The organism is Pseudarthrobacter sp. NamB4 (assembly GCF_005796185.1).
Lineage (GTDB): Bacteria > Actinomycetota > Actinomycetes > Actinomycetales > Micrococcaceae > Arthrobacter.
Window position 1 is genome coordinate 239,054 of sequence record NZ_VAHM01000004.1, and the last position, 17,161, is coordinate 256,214.

Genomic DNA, 17,161 nt, shown 5'->3' on the forward strand with positions numbered 1-17,161 from the left:
CGGCGCTGGGAGGCGGGGCTCTCCCGTTTAACCCAGCTGGCTAGCGCTAGGTGTCGTTATGAGCCCCATAACGACGCCTGGTGCTATCCAGTTGGGGGAGGGGCGCCGATTAAGGCGTGGGAGCGGTCCATGCTAGACTTGTTACCAATTGTTATTGTGGCAGTGGATGAGTGCGCCGGTACCAGCTGGAAAGCTGAACCAGAGCGACGTTTCCGGTTTGCAGGGTTCTTGTGCAACGTATGCCACATTTTTGCATGCCTAGGGAACTGTACGCGCGAGCCGCAGCCAAGGAATGCGATCCGACTATTAAGGCTTCGCCTTCGCCGCCGTGGAGATCTTCTTCAAGGCCCGGGCGGCGGGGCAACGCAACAAGAGAGTGACCGGAAGCGGCCACTCCGGATAAAACGGAGAACACGAGAGTGCCTACGATTAACCAGCTGGTCCGTAAGGGCCGCACGCCTAAGGTCTCAAAGACCAAGGCTCCCGCGCTTAAGGGCAGCCCCATGCGCCGCGGTGTTTGCACCCGCGTTTACACCACCACCCCGAAGAAGCCGAACTCGGCTCTGCGTAAGGTGGCACGTGTGCGCCTCAACGGCGGCATTGAAGTTACCGCCTACATCCCCGGTGTTGGCCACAACCTGCAGGAGCACTCCATTGTGCTCGTCCGCGGTGGCCGCGTGAAGGACCTCCCGGGTGTTCGCTACAAGATCGTCCGTGGCGCCCTCGATACCCAGGGTGTGAAGAACCGTAAGCAGGCACGCAGCCGCTACGGCGCAAAGATGGAGAAGAAGTAATATGCCTCGCAAGGGTCCGGCCCCCAAGCGGCCGCTCGTTTCGGATCCGGTCTACGGTTCCCCGCTGGTAACCCAGCTCATCAACAAGGTGCTCGTTGACGGCAAGAAGTCCACGGCAGAGCGCATTGTCTACGGTGCCCTCGAAGGCGCACGCGCCAAGTCCGGGGGCGACCCCGTAGCAGCGCTGAAGAAGGCCATGGACAACGTCAAGCCTTCCCTTGAGGTCCGCTCCCGCCGTGTCGGTGGCGCCACTTACCAGGTTCCGGTTGAAGTCAAGCCGGGCCGCTCCACCGCTCTCGCCCTGCGGTGGCTGGTTGGCTACTCCAAGGCCCGCCGTGAGAAGACGATGACCGAGCGGCTCCAGAACGAAATCCTGGATGCCTCCAACGGTCTCGGTGCCGCTGTGAAGCGTCGCGAAGACACCCACAAGATGGCCGAGTCCAACAAGGCCTTCGCACACTACCGCTGGTAATACTCCCCGGACGCCGCCGGCTCAATAGAGCCGGCGGCGAACGCGTAGTCCATCCCAAAAGGAGACCCCGTGGCACAGGACGTGCTTACCGACCTTAGTAAGGTCCGCAACATCGGCATCATGGCCCACATTGATGCCGGCAAGACCACCACCACCGAGCGCATCCTGTTCTACACGGGTGTGAACCACAAGATCGGCGAAACGCACGACGGCGCTTCGACCACCGACTGGATGGAACAGGAAAAGGAACGCGGCATCACCATCACGTCTGCCGCCGTGACCTGCTTCTGGGAAAACAACCAGATCAACATCATCGACACCCCCGGCCACGTTGACTTCACGGTCGAGGTTGAGCGCTCCCTGCGCGTCCTCGACGGTGCCGTTGCCGTGTTCGACGGCAAGGAAGGCGTGGAGCCGCAGTCCGAGACTGTGTGGCGCCAGGCTGACAAGTACAACGTCCCGCGTATCTGCTTCGTCAACAAGATGGACAAGCTGGGTGCCGACTTCTACTTCACCGTAGACACGATCATCAGCCGCCTCGGTGCCAAGCCGCTGGTCATGCAGCTGCCGATCGGGGCCGAGAACGACTTCATCGGCGTCGTTGACCTGCTCTACATGCGTGCCCTCGTATGGCCCGGCGACGCCAAGGGCGACGTGACCATGGGTGCGAAGTACGAGATCCGCGAGATCCCGGCTGACCTCCAGGAAAAGGCCGAGGAGTACCGCGCGAACCTCGTTGAGACCGTCGCCGAGTCCTCCGAGGAACTCATGGAGAAGTACCTCGAGGGTGAAGAGATCTCGATCGAAGAGCTCAAGGCCGGCATCCGCAAGATGACCATCAACTCTGAGCTGTACCCGATTTTCTGCGGTTCCGCGTTCAAGAACCGCGGCGTTCAGCCCATGCTCGATGCAGTGGTGGACTACCTGCCGAACCCGCTCGACGTTCCCCCGATGGTCGGCCACGATCCTCGCGACGAAGAGAAGGAGCTCACCCGCAAGCCTTCCTCTGAAGAGCCCTTCTCAGCACTGGCCTTCAAGATTGCTGCACACCCCTTCTTCGGCCAGCTCACCTTCATCCGCGTGTACTCAGGTCACGTGGAGGCAGGCGCACAGGTGGTCAACTCCACCAAGGGCAAGAAGGAGCGCATCGGCAAGCTCTTCCAGATGCACGCCAACAAGGAAATGCCCGTGGAGGGCGCTACCGCCGGCCACATCTACGCAGCCATCGGTCTGAAGGACACCACCACGGGTGACACCCTGTGCGATGCCAACAACCAGATCGTCCTCGAGTCCATGAGCTTCCCGGAGCCCGTGATCTCGGTTGCCATCGAACCCAACACCAAGGGTGACCAGGAGAAGCTCTCCACGGCCATCCAGAAGCTCTCCGCTGAGGACCCCACCTTCCAGGTGTCCCTCAACGAAGACACCGGCCAGACCATCATCGCCGGCATGGGCGAGCTCCACCTGGACATTCTGGTGGACCGCATGCGCCGCGAGTTCAAGGTCGAGGCCAACGTTGGCAAGCCGCAGGTTGCCTACCGCGAGACCATCAAGCGTGCTGTGGAGCGTCACGACTACACGCACAAGAAGCAGACCGGTGGTTCAGGCCAGTTCGCAAAGATCCAGATCGCGATCGAGCCGCTGGACACCGCCGAGGGCGAACTGTACGAGTTCGAGAACAAGGTCACTGGTGGCCGCGTTCCCCGCGAGTACATCCCGTCTGTCGACGCCGGTATCCAGGATGCACTGAACGACGGCGTCCTGGCCGGTTACCCGGTTGTCGGCATCAAGGCCACGCTGGTTGACGGCGCGTACCACGATGTTGACTCCTCGGAAATGGCGTTCAAGATCGCCGGCCGGATGGCTTTCAAGGAAGCTGCCCGTAAGGCGAACCCTGTCCTGCTCGAACCCCTGATGGATGTCGAGGTCCGCACCCCTGAGGAATACATGGGTGAAGTTATTGGTGACCTCAACTCCCGCCGTGGCCAGATGCAGTCCATGGAGGATGCACAGGGCGTCAAGGTCATCCGTGCGCACGTCCCGCTGTCCGGCATGTTCGGATACATCGGTGACCTGCGCTCCAAGACCCAGGGCCGTGCTGTTTACTCCATGACGTTCAACAGCTACGCCGAGGTCCCGAAGGCTGTTGCCGACGAGATCATCCAGAAGAGCCGCGGCGAATAATCCCTCGGGACTTTTCAACGCGAACAACCTCGGGTGCGCCTGCCGGAATCGGAAAGCGCAGCCGGTGCAGATGGCCGGACCGGCCGCAACCATCCGGTCGGGCCGGATCCGGGCATCTGCACGAACAGGCTCAAGGCACTAGTATTAGTTCCTGAATCTGCAATTTCACCAATCCAAAGCCCCCAAGTAGACTTGCCTGAGTTTCTGCCGCGACAAGCGCGGCTGAAAGGTAAGTCATTTGAAAACGTTCTAGGAGGAACCTGTGGCAAAGGCAAAGTTCGAGCGGACTAAGCCGCACGTTAACATCGGCACCATTGGTCACGTTGACCACGGTAAGACGACGTTGACGGCCGCCATTTCCAAGGTGCTGTACGACAAGTACCCGGATCTCAACGAGAAGCGCGACTTCGCGTCGATCGACTCTGCTCCCGAAGAGCGTCAGCGTGGCATTACCATCAACATCTCCCACGTGGAGTACCAGACCGAAAAGCGCCACTACGCACACGTAGACGCCCCGGGTCACGCTGACTACATCAAGAACATGATCACCGGTGCTGCCCAGATGGACGGCGCGATCCTCGTGGTTGCCGCCACTGACGGCCCCATGGCACAGACCCGCGAGCACGTTCTGCTCGCCCGCCAGGTTGGTGTTCCCTACCTGCTGGTCGCGCTGAACAAGGCCGACATGGTTGACGATGAGGAACTGCTGGACCTCGTTGAAATGGAAGTTCGTGAGCTCCTGAGCTCGCAGGGCTTCGATGGCGACGAAGCACCCGTCGTTCGCGTTTCCGGCCTCAAGGCCCTGGAAGGCGACCCCGAGTGGGTCAAGTCCGTTGAGGACCTGATGGCTGCAGTCGACGAGTCTGTTCCGGACCCCGTACGTGACCGCGACAAGCCGTTCCTGATGCCGATCGAGGACGTCTTCACCATCACCGGCCGTGGCACCGTTGTTACGGGCCGCGCCGAGCGTGGCACCCTCGCCATCAACTCCGAGGTCGAGATCGTCGGCATCCGCCCGGTCCAGAAGACCACGGTTACCGGTATCGAGATGTTCCACAAGCAGCTCGACGAAGCATGGGCCGGCGAGAACTGTGGCCTCCTGCTCCGTGGTCTGAAGCGCGACGATGTCGAGCGTGGCCAGGTTGTCGTCAAGCCGGGTTCCATCACCCCGCACACCGACTTCGAGGCCAACGTCTACATCCTCTCCAAGGACGAAGGCGGACGTCACAACCCGTTCTACTCCAACTACCGCCCGCAGTTCTACTTCCGTACGACGGACGTTACCGGCGTTATCACCCTGCCCGAGGGCACGGAAATGGTTATGCCCGGCGACAACACTGAGATGACCGTTGCGCTCATCCAGCCGATCGCAATGGAAGAGGGCCTTGGCTTCGCAATCCGCGAAGGCGGCCGCACCGTTGGTTCAGGACGTGTTACCAAGATCATCAAGTAATTCTTGTTGAACTGAAGAACGGCCCCGCTGCAGATGCAGCGGGGCTGTTCTTTTTGGTTAACCCGTCCCTGATAATCTTGCTGGACCGAAAGGAGATCACCATGAGCTGGCTTATTTTCCTGATCATCATCGTTGCCGTCGTGGCAGGTGTGTTCTGGGCAAAGAGGTACTTCCGCCACGAGATCGACCGTGCCAAGCGGATCAACCGGGCAAACAAGAACCAGTAGCCTAGTCTTTCCTGGCCTTTCGCGCCCGGCTCAGCGCCTGGTACCAGTAGAAGGACTCCTTGGGGGTTCGCGCCTGGGTTGAAAAATCCACGTGGACCAGGCCGAATCGCTGCGAATATCCGGCTGCCCATTCGAAGTTGTCCATGAGGGTCCAGACGTAGTATCCGCGCAGGTCTACCCCTGCGGCGACTCCGCCTGGCGCCGTTGCATCCAGGGCTGCCCGCAGGTGTGCTGCTAAGTACTGCACCCGGTCCTCGTCCTGCAGTATCCCGGAAACAGTGTCGGGCTCCGGAAAGCTGGCTCCGCCTTCGGTGATGTACACCGGCGGAAGGACGTCCCCGTAGCGGTCATGAAGTTCCTTCAGCAGGATGCCCAGATGGTCGGGGGCCACGGGCCACCCGAAACCTGTGCTGCTGTATTCCGGGTAACCGACTTCATGGAACGGAAGCCGTGCCACCGCCTTGTGCACATCAGCCGGAATCGACGCCGATCCGGGGCCCAGGGCAACCTTCACCGGGAAGTAGTAGTTGAGGCCGTAGAAGTCCAGCGGCTGGTGGATGGTGCGCAGATCAGCGTCGGAAATCTTACCAAGGGAGCGCAGCCAGGGCCTGGCATAGAGGGGGAGTGCCGGGTAGCGGCCCAACAGGACTGGGTCTGCATAAACCCGGTTCATCAGCAGGTCGTAGAGGTGGGCAACCAGCCTGTCGCCGATCTTGCGGGAGGCAGGACGGACAGGGGCATGCAGGTTGGTAACCCCAATTCCCCCGGCAACGCCGGCTGCCCGCAAGGCCTGCACACCCATGCCGTGAGCCAGAAGCTGGTGATGGATGGAGGGGAGGGCGTCGAACATCAGGGCCTGGCCAGGCGCGTGCACTCCCAGGGCATAGCCGTTCAGGGTAACGGAGACGGGCTCATTCAAAGTCACCCACTGCGCCACTCTGTCACCGAAACGTTCACCCGCGGCACTCGCGTACTCGCCGAACCTTTCCGCCGTCTCCCTGTTCAGCCAGCCGCCGCGATGCTCCAGCGGCAGCGGTGTATCCCAGTGATACAGGGTTGCCATGGGCGAGATGCCGGCAGCAAGCAGCTGGTCGAGCAGCCGGTCGTAGAACTCAAGGCCCTCCCGGTTGAAGCCGCCGCGGCCTTCGGGCTGGATCCGGGGCCAGGAGAGGGAGAAGCGGTAGGAATCAACCCCCAGGTCCTGCAGCAGGGCGATGTCCTCCGGCAGCCTGTTGTAGTGGTCGCAGGCGACGGCGGGGGAGTGCCCGTCGACAATGGCTCCCGGCTTTTCCGCGAAGGCGTCCCAGCCGGAGGGGCCGCGCCCGCCGTCGGACAATGCTCCCTCAATCTGGAAGGCGGCCGCGGCGACTCCCAGCGTGAACGACGGCGGCATGCGGCTCGCCAGTTCCGTCGCCGATTCTGTGCTTTCCAGCGTCATGCCCCTATCATCCATTCGGAAACTATCCGGGGCAATGGGCCTTACACCGCGCTGACCGGTCCCGATTCGCATCTGGCGCCGATTTCCGGCATACTAGATGAGTTGTTCAAGCGCTTCTTCGCGTCCCGATCCGGATAATGCCGGGTGCCAGGGTCCAAGTTGAAGACCAAACATAACCCACTCCCCTGGAATAGCGGATTTGTATGCGTGCCAAGCGCGACACGCCCGACCGCGGGGGTCGGTTGCGCCGGCAAGGTGAGGAACCCGGGTTCATCCGGATTCAGTTTGTGCGGCGGGTGGTGGTTACGACCTCAAATGCTTCGGCAGCCATACAACGAGTAAGTGAACAGGGCAGCCCTAACCAGGGGAAGCACAGACTGAAAGAGAGTCAGGCGACATGGCGGGACAAAAAATCCGCATCCGGCTGAAGTCATACGACCACGAGGTCATTGACGTTTCAGCACGGAAGATCGTTGAGACGGTCACGCGCGCAGGCGCAACGGTAGTCGGCCCCGTGCCGCTGCCCACGGAGAAGAACGTTTACTGCGTGATCCGCTCTCCGCACAAGTACAAGGACAGCCGCGAGCACTTCGAAATGCGCACGCACAAGCGTCTTATCGACATCATCGATCCCACGCCGAAGGCTGTTGACTCGCTCATGCGTCTCGACCTGCCGGCAGACGTGAACATCGAAATCAAGCTGTAGGGAGGTGCTGAGAAACTATGACCGCAACCCGTAACGTAAAGGGCCTGCTGGGCACGAAGCTCGGCATGACCCAGGTCTGGGACGAGAACAACAAGCTCATCCCCGTCACTGTGGTCCAGGCAGATTCGAACGTCATCACCCAGCTGCGCAACGCAGAAGCTGATGGCTATGTCGCCGTTCAGATCGGCTACGGCCAGATCGATCCCCGCAAGGTCACCAAGCCGCTGGCTGGTCACTTTGAGAAGGCAGGCGTTACGCCTCGCCGCCACGTCGTCGAACTCCGTACCGCAGATGCTGCCGAGTACGAGCTGGGCCAGGAGCTCTCCGTAGAGGTCTTCGAAGCCGGACAGAAGATCGACGTCATCGGCACCACCAAGGGTAAGGGCTTCGCCGGTGTGATGAAGCGTCACGGCTTCCACGGCGTTGGAGCTTCCCACGGTGCCCACAAGAACCACCGTAAGCCCGGTTCAATCGGTGGCGCATCCACCCCGAGCCGCGTCTTCAAGGGCATGAAAATGGCCGGCCGCATGGGCGCCGTCCGTCACACCACGCTGAACCTCACGGTCCACGCGGTTGACGTCGAGAAGTCGCTGCTCCTTATCAAGGGTGCCGTTCCCGGTGCCCGCGGCCAGGTCGTACTCGTACGCACCGCCGTGAAGGGAGCCTAGTCCAATGGCTAACACTGTCCAGGTTGACCTGCCTGCAGAGATCTTCGACGTCCAGACCAACGTGCCGCTGCTGCACCAGGTCGTCGTTGCACAGCTCGCTGCTGCTCGCCAGGGTACCCACAAGACCAAGACCCGCGCTGAAGTTTCCGGTGCAGGACGCAAGCCGTTCAAGCAGAAGGGCACCGGCCGCGCCCGTCAGGGTTCAATCCGTGCTCCGCACATGACCGGCGGTGGCGTTGTCCACGGTCCCACCCCGCGTGACTACAGCCAGCGCACCCCCAAGAAGATGATCGCTGCTGCACTGCGCGGCGCACTCTCTGACCGGGCCCGCAACGGACGCATCCACGTTGTCGCCGACCTGGTTGAAGGCACCAAGCCCTCCGCCAAGACTGCACTGGCAACACTGCGTGGCGTTTCCGACCGCAAGAACCTGCTGGTCGTCATCGAGCGTGACAACGATGTTGCTGCACTGTCCGTGCGCAACCTCGCCGGCGTTCACGTTCTGTACGCAGACCAGCTGAACACCTACGACGTTCTCGTGTCTGATGACGTTGTCTTCACCAAGGCTGCCTACGACGCATTCGTTGCCGCCAAGGCAGCTAAGAACGAGGAGGATGCCAAGTGAGTGCAGCCACCATCAAGGATCCCCGCGACGTCGTGCTTGCACCCGTCGTGTCCGAAAAGAGCTACGGCCTGATCGATGAGGGCAAGTACACCTTCCTGGTGGACCCCCGTTCGAACAAGACCGAGATCAAGCTGGCCGTGGAGAAGATCTTCTCCGTCAAGGTCGAATCGATCAACACCATCAACCGTGCCGGTAAGCGCAAGCGCACCAAATTCGGATGGGGTACCCGCAAGAACACCAAGCGTGCGATTGTCACCCTCAAAGAAGGCACCATCGACATCTTCGGCGGTCCGCTCGCGTAGCGGAGACCACTTTAACGAGGAAATAAATTATGGGAATCCGTAAGTACAAGCCGACTACCCCGGGCCGTCGTGGCTCGAGCGTAGCGGACTTCATCGAAATCACGCGGTCGACGCCGGAAAAGTCGTTGGTACGTCCGCTGCCCAAAAAGGGCGGCCGTAACAACACCGGTAAGATCACCACCCGTCACAAGGGTGGCGGACACAAGCGCCAGTACCGTCTGATCGACTTCCGTCGCCACGACAAGGACGGCGTTGACGCCCGCGTTGCAGAAATTGAGTACGATCCGAACCGTACGGCCCGCATCGCGCTCCTGCACTACGTTGATGGCACCAAGCGTTACATCATCGCCCCCAACAAGCTGTCCCAGGGTGACTTCGTTGAGGCTGGCCCCAACGCTGACATCAAGCCGGGCAACAACCTGCCCCTGCGCAACATCCCCGTGGGTACGGTTATCCACGCGGTTGAACTGCGTCCGGGCGGCGGCGCCAAGATGGCCCGCTCCGCAGGTGCCTCTGTGCAGCTCGTTGCCAAGGAAGGCCGCTTCGCCCAGCTGCGTCTGCCTTCCGGCGAAATCCGCAACGTCGACGTGCGCTGCCGCGCAACCGTCGGCGAGGTCGGCAACGCCGAGCAGTCGAACATCAACTGGGGCAAGGCCGGCCGCATGCGGTGGAAGGGCGTCCGCCCGACCGTCCGTGGTGTCGCCATGAACCCCGTTGACCACCCGCACGGTGGTGGTGAGGGTAAGACGTCCGGTGGACGTAACCCCGTCAACCCCAACGGTCAGCGTGAAGGCCGCACGCGCCGCCCCAACAAAGAGAGCGACAAGCTTATTGTGCGTCGCCGTCGTACTGGCAAGAACAAGCGATAGGAGCCTGGACACATGCCACGCAGCCTGAAAAAAGGTCCTTTCGTCGACCAGCACCTCTTTGTGAAGGTAGCCAGGGAAAACGAAAAGGGCACCAAGAACGTCATCAAGACCTGGTCCCGCCGTTCGATGATCATTCCCGACATGCTCGGACACACGATCGCCGTACACGACGGACGCAAGCACATCCCGGTGTTTGTCACTGAGTCGATGGTCGGGCACAAGCTCGGCGAATTCGCTCCCACGCGGACATTCCGCGGCCATGTCAAGGACGACCGTAAGGGCAAGCGCCGCTAGGCGCCTGCACCTGCGTCAAAGACGAGAGAAGGAAAGCAATGGAAGCCAAGGCAATTGCGCGCCACATCCGCGTAACGCCTATGAAGGCCCGGCGCGTCGTCAACCTTGTTCGTGGTTTGCAAGCGAATGAGGCTCTGGCAATTCTGAAGTTTGCCCCCCAGGCAGCTTCGGAGCCGGTATTCAAGGTAGTACAGTCGGCAATCTCCAACGCCCGGGTCCTCGCGGACCGCGACGGCGTGGCGTTTGACGAAGGTGACCTCATCATCAGCGAAGCGTTTGTTGATGAAGGCCCGACCATGAAGCGGTTCCAGCCGCGCGCCCAGGGTCGTGCATTTCAGATCAAGAAGCGCACCAGCCACATCACCGTGGTAGTCGCTACCCCGGAGAAAGAGGAGGCTCGCTAAGTGGGACAGAAAGTAAACCCGCACGGGTTCCGACTCGGCATCACCACCGATCACGTATCGCACTGGTTCGCTGACAGCACCAAGGCCGGCCAGCGGTACAAGGACTTCGTTCGCGAAGACATCCGCATCCGCCAGCTCATGTCCACGGGCATGGAGCGCGCCGGCATCGCCAAGGTTGAGATCGAGCGCACCCGTGACCGCGTCCGCGTGGACATCCACACGGCCCGTCCCGGCATCGTCATCGGCCGCCGTGGAGCTGAAGCAGACCGCATCCGCGGCGAGCTCGAAAAGCTCACCGGCAAGCAGGTCCAGCTGAACATCCTCGAGGTCAAGAACCCAGAGATGGAAGCTCAGCTTGTTGCCCAGGGCGTTGCAGAGCAGCTGACTTCGCGTGTGGCATTCCGCCGCGCGATGAAGAAGGCCATGCAGTCCGCGCAGCGTGCCGGTGCCAAGGGCATCCGTATCGCCTGCTCGGGTCGACTGGGTGGCGCTGAAATGTCCCGCTCGGAGTTCTACCGCGAAGGCCGTGTGCCCCTGCACACCCTCCGTGCGAACATCGACTACGGCTTCTACGAAGCCAAGACCACCTTCGGCCGCATCGGCGTGAAGGTTTGGATCTACAAGGGTGACGTCACCGCCAAGGAACTGGCTGCACAGGCCGCTTCCGCCCCGTCCCGCGGCCGCTCCGGCGACCGTCCGGGCCGTCCGGGTGGTGCTGACCGTGGTGACCGCCGCCGTCGCAACGACCGCCCGGCCGCTGACGCAGCTCCTGCTGCCGAAGCACCGGCAGTTGAGGCTGCACCTGCTGCAGCAGTAGAAGGAGGACAGGCTTAAATGCTTATCCCACGTCGAGTAAAGCACCGTAAGCAGCACCACCCGGGTCGTTCCGGCGCTGCTACGGGCGGTACCAAGGTCTCCTTCGGTGAGTACGGCATCCAGGCCCTGAGCCCGGCATACGTCACCAACCGTCAGATCGAGTCTGCCCGTATCGCCATGACCCGCCACATCAAGCGTGGCGGTAAGGTCTGGATCAACATCTACCCGGACCGTCCGCTGACCAAGAAGCCTGCTGAAACCCGTATGGGTTCCGGTAAGGGTTCGCCGGAATGGTGGGTCGCCAACGTCAAGCCGGGCCGGGTTCTCTTCGAACTCGCCGGTGTCAATGAAGAGGTAGCTCGCGAGGCCCTGCGCCTGGCAATCCACAAGCTGCCGTTGAAGGCACGCATCGTGCGTCGCGAGGGTGGTGAATAGAAATGGCAGTAGGATCCAAGGATCTGGCTCCCGCACAGCTGGACGGTTTCGACAACGAGCGTCTCGTTGAAGAACTCCGCAAGGCCAAGGAAGAGCTGTTCAACCTGCGTTTCCAGTCCGCCACCGGTCAGCTGGAGAACCACGGTCGTCTGCGCGCGGTCAAGAAGGACATCGCCCGCATCTACACCGTTCTCCGCGAACGCGAGCTGGGCATTCGTGCCGAGGTTGCCGCACCGGTTGTGGAAGCCAAGGAAGAGAAGAAGTCCAAGAAGGCTGCAGCCAAGAAGGCCGACGAGGCTGAAACGGCTGAGACCGAGGAGGATGCCAAGTGAGTGAAAAGGACGAGAACGTGACGGAAACTGCTACCGCCGCCAAGGCCGGTCAGCGCGGTTACCGCAAGACGCGTCGCGGCTACGTGGTATCGGACAAGATGGAAAAGACCATCGTTGTCCAGGTTGAGGACCGCGTGAAGCACGCCCTGTACGGCAAGGTCATCCGCCGTACCTCCAAGGTCAAGGCCCACGACGAAGAGAACACCGCCGGCATCGGCGACCTCGTTGTCATCGCCGAGACCCGTCCGCTGTCCGCCACCAAGAACTGGCGGCTCGTGGAAATCCTCGAGAAGGCCAAGTAGCACCTGCTGCTTCGGTTGTTGGAAGCCCTTGCTCCCCTTGGGAGCGGGGGCTTCCCTCGTTTAACGCCAGGTCGTGCTCTTGGTGGACGGCCGACGGCGGGTTGCGGCTTGTCGGGGAGTGGCACGCAGGCTGTTCAAGGGGCTGCCGTGCCTGCCGCCGTCGTCCGCGCCTGCCTCGGGACGCTCTCGCACTTAACGCGTGAATATCCTGAACGCTCTATCACCGGCATCAGGAAAATGGGAGAGTGTTGCCTGAAGAGCCGCGTTACGTGGGAGAGCGTGCGACGGCGGTGAAGCGGGAGCCCGGGGGAGCGGCACCAAGGGCGGCCCGAAAGGCAGCCGTGCTTGGCGCCGTCGCCCGTGTTGCGGGTGGCCCCCCACCGGTGATATGGGGACGGGCTGAAACTGTGCTAGGATATTGAGTTTGTATGGCGCTTTCGCGCGCCATCATCAACCTCGTAAACAAGCGTGCCACAGCATAGTGCCCCCTTGCGCCCAGGAGCAGTCCTGGACCGGATGGGAGCAACTGCTTCTGGCACGGGAGTTTAGGCCTGGGCTGGCAAAATCCAGGCAGGTCAAGAGACACCCCGATCAACCGTTCCGCAAGGCTCATTCCGTAGGAAGATTTTCGGTCTGAGAACCGGCGCGACGCAAGGAGTAAATAGTGATTCAGCAGGAGTCGCGACTCAAGGTCGCCGACAACACGGGTGCTAAGGAAATCCTTACCATTCGCGTTCTCGGTGGATCCGGCCGTCGCTACGCAGGCATCGGCGACGTCATCGTCGCCACCGTCAAGGATGCAATCCCGGGCGGCAACGTAAAGAAGGGCGACGTCGTCAAGGCTGTCATCGTCCGTACCAAGAAGGAACGCCGCCGTGCGGATGGTTCCTACATCAAGTTTGACGAGAACGCAGCTGTGATTCTGAAGAACGACGGTGACCCCCGCGGTACCCGTATCTTCGGACCGGTTGGTCGTGAACTGCGTGACAAGAAGTTCATGAAGATCGTTTCTCTGGCTCCGGAGGTGCTCTAGTCCATGGCTGCAAAGATCAAGAAGGGTGACCTCGTTCAGGTCATCACTGGCGCCAAGGCTGAGCGCGGCGGCGACCGCGGCAAGCAGGGCAAGGTCCTGCGCGTTTTCACCGACACCAACCGCGTGTTGGTCGAAGGCGTCAACCGCGTCACCAAGCACACCAAGGTCGGTCAGTCGCAGCGCGGCACCAAGACCGGCGGTATCGAGGTTGTCGAAGCCCCGATCCACATCTCCAACGTGGCACTGGTTGACCCGTCCACCAAGAAGCCGACCCGCGTGGGCTTCCGCCTCGACACGGTCGAGAAGAACGGTGTGCAGAAGACCGTCCGCATCCGCGTGTCCAAGAGCTCCGGGAAGGACATCTAATGACTGAGACTCTCGAGACTCCGGCAACGAAGATCGTTCCTCGTCTGAAGACCAAGTACGCAGATTCCATCAAGGGCGCGCTCATTGAGGAATTCAAGTACCAGAACGTAAACCAGGTTCCCCGCCTCGTGAAGGTCGTCGTGAACATGGGTGTTGGAGACGCCGCCAAGGACTCCAAGCTGATCGACGGCGCTGTCCGCGACCTCACCCAGATCACCGGCCAGAAGCCGCAGGTAACCAAGGCCCGCAAGTCGATCGCACAGTTCAAGCTGCGCGAAGGCATGCCCATCGGTGCGCACGCTACCCTGCGTGGCGACCGCATGTGGGAATTCCTGGACCGCCTGGTCACTCTCGCACTGCCCCGTATCAGGGACTTCCGCGGCCTGAGTGGCAAGCAGTTCGACGGTAACGGCAACTACACCTTCGGTCTGACCGAGCAGGTTATGTTCCACGAAATCGACCAGGACAAGATCGACCGTGTCCGCGGTATGGACATCACGGTTGTCACCACTGCCAAGACCGATGACGAAGGCCGCGCGCTGCTCAAGGCGCTTGGTTTCCCGTTCAAGACCGAAGCTTAACTAACTACGTAAAAGGTCCGGCCGTTGTGCTCCCTGGGAGCAACCGGCGGAAACCGTTACGAGGAAGGGCAAGAGCCCACCATGACAATGACAGATCCTGTCGCAGATATGCTTACGCGCCTGCGTAACGCAAACTCGGCATACCACGACTCCGTGTCTATGCCTTACAGCAAGCTCAAGGCACGCGTTGCCGACATCCTCAAGGCCGAAGGCTTCATTGCCGGCTGGAAGGAAGAGGACGCTGAGGTTGGCAAGAAGCTGACCCTCGAACTCAAGTTCGGTCCGAACCGTGAGCGTTCCATCGCGGGTGTTCGCCGCATCTCCAAGCCGGGTCTTCGTGTTTACGCGAAGTCCACCAACCTGCCGCACGTGCTCGGTGGCCTGGGTATCGCAATCCTGTCCACCTCTTCCGGCCTCCTGACTGACAAGCAGGCCGGCAAGAAGGGCGTGGGCGGCGAAGTCCTCGCATACGTCTGGTAACGGGAAAGGAAGAGAAAAATGTCACGAATTGGACGTCTCCCCATCACCGTTCCTGCCGGCGTTGAGGTCAAGGTTGACGGCTCTGTCGTCAGCGTCAAGGGTTCCAAGGGCGAGCTGAACCACACTGTGGCCAGCCCGATCGAGGTTTCCCTGGAAGCAGACACCCTGACTGTCGCCCGCCCGAACGACGAGCGCGCATCCCGCTCCCTCCACGGCCTGACCCGCACCCTGATCTCCAACATGATCGAGGGCGTTACCAAGGGCTACGAGAAGAAGCTTGAAATCGTCGGTACCGGTTACCGCGTTCAGGCCAAGGGATCTGACCTTGAGTTCGCTCTCGGTTTCAGCCACCCGGTCAGTGTCACCGCACCGGAGGGCATCACCTTTGCAGTTGAGACCCCGACCAAGCTCTCTGTTTCAGGTATCAACAAGCAGCAGGTCGGCGAGGTTGCTGCCAACATTCGCAAGCTGCGGAAGCCGGACCCCTACAAGGGCAAGGGCATCCGTTACGCCGGCGAAGTCATCCGCCGCAAGGTCGGAAAGGCTGGTAAGTAACCATGGCCATCTCAATTAACAAGAAGCGTACGAACAAGAGCAAGTCTGCTTCGCGCAGCCGCCGCCAGCTTCGTATCCGTAAGCGCATCTCCGGTACGGCAGTACGTCCCCGCCTGGTGGTCAACCGTTCCGCACGCCACGTATTTGTCCAGGTTGTCGATGACACCATTGGCCAGACCGTAGCAAGCGCGTCCACGCTGGAAGCCGACCTTCGTTCGTTCGACGGTGACAAGACCGCCAAGGCCAAGCGCGTTGGCGAGCTCGTTGCCGAGCGTGCCAAGGCTGCCGGCGTCGAAGCAGTTGTCTTCGACCGCGGTGGTAACAAGTACCACGGCCGGATTGCCGCCGTCGCTGACGGTGCACGCGAAGGTGGGCTGTCACTGTGACGGAAGCAAACAAGGAAAAGGACACTGTGTCTGCAGAACAGAAGGCGACAGAAGCCGCAGCTGCTGAGACCACTGCCCCCGCCAGCGAGGACCGCCGCGGCGGTGCCCGCCGCGGCGAGCGTGGCGACCGCGGCCAGGGCCGCGGCGACCGCGGTGGCCGTGGCGGCCGCGACGGCGGACGTGAAGCCGAAAAGAACCAGTTCGTAGAGCGCGTTGTCACCATCAACCGCGTTTCCAAGGTCGTCAAGGGTGGTCGTCGCTTCAGCTTCACCGCACTCGTCGTCGTTGGTGACGGTAACGGCATGGTCGGCGTGGGCTACGGCAAGGCCAAGGAAGTTCCCGCTGCTATCGCCAAGGGCGTTGAGGAAGCTAAGAAGTCCTTCTTCCGCGTTCCCCGCGTTGGCAACACCATCCCGCACCGCGTTCAGGGTGAGGCTGCTGCCGGCGTCGTCATGCTGCGTCCGGCATCCGCCGGTACCGGTGTTATCGCCGGTGGTCCGGTCCGCGCGGTACTGGAGTGCGTGGGCATCCACGACATCCTCTCCAAGTCGCTCGGTTCGTCCAACGCCATCAACATTGTTCACGCGACTGTTGATGCACTGAAGCGCCTCGAAGAGCCGGCAGCAGTGGCAGCACGCCGCGGCCTGCCGCTGGACGAGATTGCTCCGCAGGCGCTGGTGAAGGCCCTTTTGAGCCCGAAGGCAGGTGCATAGTCATGGCTAAGAACCTGATTCCCTCCGACTCCCAGTTGGAGATCACTCAGATCAAGTCCGCCATTGGCGGCAAGCAGAACCAGCGCGACACCCTGCGGTCCCTCGGCCTGAAGCGGATCGGACACACCGTTGTCCGCACCGCCGACGCCGTGACCGTGGGCATGCTCAACACGGTTCCGCACCTGGTAAAGGTAGAGGAGGCGAAGTAAATGGCAGAGAATACTGCTGATAAGGCACAGGCTGCTGACAAGCAGAACGCCCTGAAGGTTCACCACCTGCGTCCTGCCCCGGGTGCGAAGACCGCCAAGACTCGTGTTGGTCGTGGTGAAGCATCCAAGGGTAAGACCGCCGGTCGCGGTACCAAGGGTACTGCGGCCCGCTACCAGGTGAAGGCTGGCTTTGCCGGCGGCCAGCTGCCGCTGCACATGCGCCTTCCCAAGCTGCGCGGCTTCAAGAACCCGTTCCGCGTTGAGTTCCAGGTTGTAAACCTGGACAAGCTGAACGAGCTGTTCCCCGAAGGTGGCGCCGTCACCGTGGAGAACCTGGTTGAAAAGGGCGCCGTTCGCAAGAACCAGCCCGTCAAGGTGCTGGGCACCGGCGACATCACCGTCAAGGTTGACGTCACCGCCCACGCATTCTCGGCCAGTGCTGCTGAAAAGATTGCCGCAGCGGGCGGAAGCACCACCGCTCTCTAGAGCCGGTGGGTGAAAGCCCGATGCTGAACTC

The 17,161-nt window shown here is 61.5% G+C and carries 26 protein-coding genes; 25 read left to right on the forward strand and 1 reads right to left on the reverse strand.

Annotation, left to right across the window (positions count from 1 at the left end; all coding sequences use genetic code 11):
* Nucleotides 1-419: 419 nt before the first annotated feature.
* From rpsL to FDW81_RS18600, 5 genes are all read left to right on the forward strand, one after another.
* The gene (gene rpsL, locus FDW81_RS05550) at nt 420-794 is read left to right on the forward strand and encodes a 30S ribosomal protein S12 (RefSeq protein WP_003803830.1); all 375 of its coding nucleotides are present in this window, start codon (nt 420-422) and stop codon (nt 792-794) included.
* 1 nt (nt 795) lies between these two features.
* Nucleotides 796-1,266 (forward strand): 30S ribosomal protein S7, encoded by a 471-nt coding sequence (gene rpsG / locus FDW81_RS05555; protein WP_003803829.1) that lies wholly within the window; start codon nt 796-798, stop codon nt 1,264-1,266.
* 69 nt (nt 1,267-1,335) lie between these two features.
* Complete coding sequence (gene fusA, locus FDW81_RS05560; protein ID WP_138133156.1) at nt 1,336-3,450, forward strand: elongation factor G; 2,115 nt, start codon at nt 1,336-1,338, stop codon at nt 3,448-3,450.
* Between the two features lie 262 nt (nt 3,451-3,712).
* Nucleotides 3,713-4,903, forward strand: coding sequence for an elongation factor Tu (gene tuf / locus FDW81_RS05565; RefSeq protein WP_056334246.1), 1,191 nt, complete (start codon nt 3,713-3,715; stop codon nt 4,901-4,903).
* Between the two features lie 101 nt (nt 4,904-5,004).
* Nucleotides 5,005-5,130, forward strand: coding sequence for a hypothetical protein (locus FDW81_RS18600; RefSeq protein WP_255467078.1), 126 nt, complete (start codon nt 5,005-5,007; stop codon nt 5,128-5,130).
* Between the two features lies 1 nt (nt 5,131).
* On the opposite strand, the gene FDW81_RS05570 is transcribed toward FDW81_RS18600, so the two are convergent.
* Nucleotides 5,132-6,568, reverse strand: coding sequence for a GH1 family beta-glucosidase (locus tag FDW81_RS05570; protein ID WP_138133157.1), 1,437 nt, complete (start codon nt 6,566-6,568; stop codon nt 5,132-5,134).
* A gap of 397 nt (nt 6,569-6,965) precedes the next feature.
* On the opposite strand from FDW81_RS05570, the gene rpsJ reads away from it, so the two are divergent.
* The 20 genes from rpsJ to rplO all read left to right on the forward strand — a co-directional run bounded on the left by rpsJ (nt 6,966) and on the right by rplO (nt 17,130).
* Nucleotides 6,966-7,274: a 30S ribosomal protein S10 gene (gene rpsJ / locus FDW81_RS05575; protein WP_003803825.1), complete on the forward strand. Its 309-nt coding sequence runs from the start codon at nt 6,966-6,968 to the stop codon at nt 7,272-7,274.
* A 17-nt stretch (nt 7,275-7,291) separates the two neighbouring features.
* Complete coding sequence (gene rplC / locus FDW81_RS05580; RefSeq protein ID WP_013601833.1) at nt 7,292-7,942, forward strand: 50S ribosomal protein L3; 651 nt, start codon at nt 7,292-7,294, stop codon at nt 7,940-7,942.
* A 4-nt stretch (nt 7,943-7,946) separates the two neighbouring features.
* A complete protein-coding gene (rplD, locus tag FDW81_RS05585) occupies nt 7,947-8,567 on the forward strand; it encodes a 50S ribosomal protein L4 (RefSeq protein WP_138133158.1) in 621 nt (206 codons plus the stop codon).
* Nucleotides 8,564-8,869, forward strand: a complete 306-nt coding sequence (gene rplW, locus FDW81_RS05590; RefSeq protein ID WP_011692807.1) for a 50S ribosomal protein L23 — start codon at nt 8,564-8,566, stop codon at nt 8,867-8,869. The genes rplD and rplW overlap by 4 nt, the downstream gene beginning before the upstream one ends.
* 29 nt (nt 8,870-8,898) lie before the next feature.
* Nucleotides 8,899-9,738 carry a 50S ribosomal protein L2 gene (gene rplB / locus FDW81_RS05595; RefSeq protein WP_138133159.1) on the forward strand — a complete coding sequence of 280 codons (840 nt, stop codon included), beginning with the start codon at nt 8,899-8,901 and terminating at the stop codon, nt 9,736-9,738.
* A 12-nt stretch (nt 9,739-9,750) separates the two neighbouring features.
* Entirely contained in the window at nt 9,751-10,032 is a 282-nt protein-coding gene (rpsS, locus tag FDW81_RS05600; RefSeq protein WP_003803803.1) for a 30S ribosomal protein S19, read from the forward strand.
* A gap of 38 nt (nt 10,033-10,070) precedes the next feature.
* Nucleotides 10,071-10,436, forward strand: coding sequence for a 50S ribosomal protein L22 (gene rplV, locus FDW81_RS05605; protein ID WP_009358304.1), 366 nt, complete (start codon nt 10,071-10,073; stop codon nt 10,434-10,436).
* Complete coding sequence (rpsC, locus tag FDW81_RS05610) at nt 10,437-11,270, forward strand: 30S ribosomal protein S3 (RefSeq protein WP_138133160.1); 834 nt, start codon at nt 10,437-10,439, stop codon at nt 11,268-11,270.
* A complete protein-coding gene (rplP, locus tag FDW81_RS05615; RefSeq protein ID WP_009358302.1) occupies nt 11,271-11,687 on the forward strand; it encodes a 50S ribosomal protein L16 in 417 nt (138 codons plus the stop codon).
* A 2-nt stretch (nt 11,688-11,689) separates the two neighbouring features.
* Nucleotides 11,690-12,019 carry a 50S ribosomal protein L29 gene (gene rpmC / locus FDW81_RS18645; protein WP_138133161.1) on the forward strand — a complete coding sequence of 110 codons (330 nt, stop codon included), beginning with the start codon at nt 11,690-11,692 and terminating at the stop codon, nt 12,017-12,019.
* Nucleotides 12,016-12,321 (forward strand): 30S ribosomal protein S17, encoded by a 306-nt coding sequence (gene rpsQ / locus FDW81_RS05625; protein WP_138133162.1) that lies wholly within the window; start codon nt 12,016-12,018, stop codon nt 12,319-12,321. The genes rpmC and rpsQ overlap by 4 nt, the downstream gene beginning before the upstream one ends.
* 664 nt (nt 12,322-12,985) lie before the next feature.
* Nucleotides 12,986-13,354, forward strand: coding sequence for a 50S ribosomal protein L14 (gene rplN, locus FDW81_RS05630; protein WP_003803789.1), 369 nt, complete (start codon nt 12,986-12,988; stop codon nt 13,352-13,354).
* Nucleotides 13,355-13,357: 3 nt separating this feature from the next.
* Nucleotides 13,358-13,720, forward strand: a complete 363-nt coding sequence (gene rplX / locus FDW81_RS05635; RefSeq protein WP_138133163.1) for a 50S ribosomal protein L24 — start codon at nt 13,358-13,360, stop codon at nt 13,718-13,720.
* Nucleotides 13,720-14,301 (forward strand): 50S ribosomal protein L5, encoded by a 582-nt coding sequence (gene rplE / locus FDW81_RS05640; RefSeq protein WP_138133164.1) that lies wholly within the window; start codon nt 13,720-13,722, stop codon nt 14,299-14,301. The genes rplX and rplE overlap by 1 nt, the downstream gene beginning before the upstream one ends.
* A gap of 81 nt (nt 14,302-14,382) precedes the next feature.
* A complete protein-coding gene (rpsH, locus tag FDW81_RS05645; RefSeq protein ID WP_018769139.1) occupies nt 14,383-14,781 on the forward strand; it encodes a 30S ribosomal protein S8 in 399 nt (132 codons plus the stop codon).
* Nucleotides 14,782-14,799: 18 nt separating this feature from the next.
* Nucleotides 14,800-15,336: a 50S ribosomal protein L6 gene (rplF, locus tag FDW81_RS05650; protein ID WP_138133165.1), complete on the forward strand. Its 537-nt coding sequence runs from the start codon at nt 14,800-14,802 to the stop codon at nt 15,334-15,336.
* 2 nt (nt 15,337-15,338) lie between these two features.
* Nucleotides 15,339-15,722 carry a 50S ribosomal protein L18 gene (rplR, locus tag FDW81_RS05655; protein ID WP_138133166.1) on the forward strand — a complete coding sequence of 128 codons (384 nt, stop codon included), beginning with the start codon at nt 15,339-15,341 and terminating at the stop codon, nt 15,720-15,722.
* Nucleotides 15,719-16,435, forward strand: a complete 717-nt coding sequence (gene rpsE, locus FDW81_RS05660; protein WP_138133167.1) for a 30S ribosomal protein S5 — start codon at nt 15,719-15,721, stop codon at nt 16,433-16,435. Before rplR ends, rpsE begins: the two co-directional genes overlap by 4 nt.
* Before the next feature lie 2 nt (nt 16,436-16,437).
* Nucleotides 16,438-16,644, forward strand: a complete 207-nt coding sequence (rpmD, locus tag FDW81_RS05665; protein WP_013601818.1) for a 50S ribosomal protein L30 — start codon at nt 16,438-16,440, stop codon at nt 16,642-16,644.
* On the forward strand, nt 16,645-17,130 hold the full coding sequence (rplO, locus tag FDW81_RS05670) for a 50S ribosomal protein L15 (protein ID WP_138133168.1): 486 nt from the start codon (nt 16,645-16,647) through the stop codon (nt 17,128-17,130). It abuts the gene before it with no gap.
* Nucleotides 17,131-17,161: the final 31 nt, after the last annotated feature.

Bases quoted from the DNA above. Each gene is read 5' to 3' on its own strand.
- FDW81_RS18600 (WP_255467078.1), top strand. From the start codon at position 5,005: ATGAGCTGGCTTATTTTCCTGATCATCATCGTTGCCGTCGTGGCAGGT.
- rplO (WP_138133168.1), top strand. From the start codon at position 16,645: ATGGCAGAGAATACTGCTGATAAGGCACAGGCTGCTGACAAGCAGAAC.
- rpsJ (WP_003803825.1), top strand. From the start codon at position 6,966: ATGGCGGGACAAAAAATCCGCATCCGGCTGAAGTCATACGACCACGAG.
- rplE (WP_138133164.1), top strand. From the start codon at position 13,720: ATGACTGAGACTCTCGAGACTCCGGCAACGAAGATCGTTCCTCGTCTG.
- rpmC (WP_138133161.1), top strand. From the start codon at position 11,690: ATGGCAGTAGGATCCAAGGATCTGGCTCCCGCACAGCTGGACGGTTTC.
- rplF (WP_138133165.1), top strand. From the start codon at position 14,800: ATGTCACGAATTGGACGTCTCCCCATCACCGTTCCTGCCGGCGTTGAG.
- rpsS (WP_003803803.1), top strand. From the start codon at position 9,751: ATGCCACGCAGCCTGAAAAAAGGTCCTTTCGTCGACCAGCACCTCTTT.
- rplV (WP_009358304.1), top strand. From the start codon at position 10,071: ATGGAAGCCAAGGCAATTGCGCGCCACATCCGCGTAACGCCTATGAAG.
- FDW81_RS05570 (WP_138133157.1), bottom strand. From the start codon at position 6,568: ATGACGCTGGAAAGCACAGAATCGGCGACGGAACTGGCGAGCCGCATG.
- rplX (WP_138133163.1), top strand. From the start codon at position 13,358: ATGGCTGCAAAGATCAAGAAGGGTGACCTCGTTCAGGTCATCACTGGC.
- rplR (WP_138133166.1), top strand. From the start codon at position 15,339: ATGGCCATCTCAATTAACAAGAAGCGTACGAACAAGAGCAAGTCTGCT.
- rpmD (WP_013601818.1), top strand. From the start codon at position 16,438: ATGGCTAAGAACCTGATTCCCTCCGACTCCCAGTTGGAGATCACTCAG.
- rplC (WP_013601833.1), top strand. From the start codon at position 7,292: ATGACCGCAACCCGTAACGTAAAGGGCCTGCTGGGCACGAAGCTCGGC.
- rpsG (WP_003803829.1), top strand. From the start codon at position 796: ATGCCTCGCAAGGGTCCGGCCCCCAAGCGGCCGCTCGTTTCGGATCCG.
- rplD (WP_138133158.1), top strand. From the start codon at position 7,947: ATGGCTAACACTGTCCAGGTTGACCTGCCTGCAGAGATCTTCGACGTC.
- rpsH (WP_018769139.1), top strand. From the start codon at position 14,383: ATGACAATGACAGATCCTGTCGCAGATATGCTTACGCGCCTGCGTAAC.
- rplP (WP_009358302.1), top strand. From the start codon at position 11,271: ATGCTTATCCCACGTCGAGTAAAGCACCGTAAGCAGCACCACCCGGGT.
- rplB (WP_138133159.1), top strand. From the start codon at position 8,899: ATGGGAATCCGTAAGTACAAGCCGACTACCCCGGGCCGTCGTGGCTCG.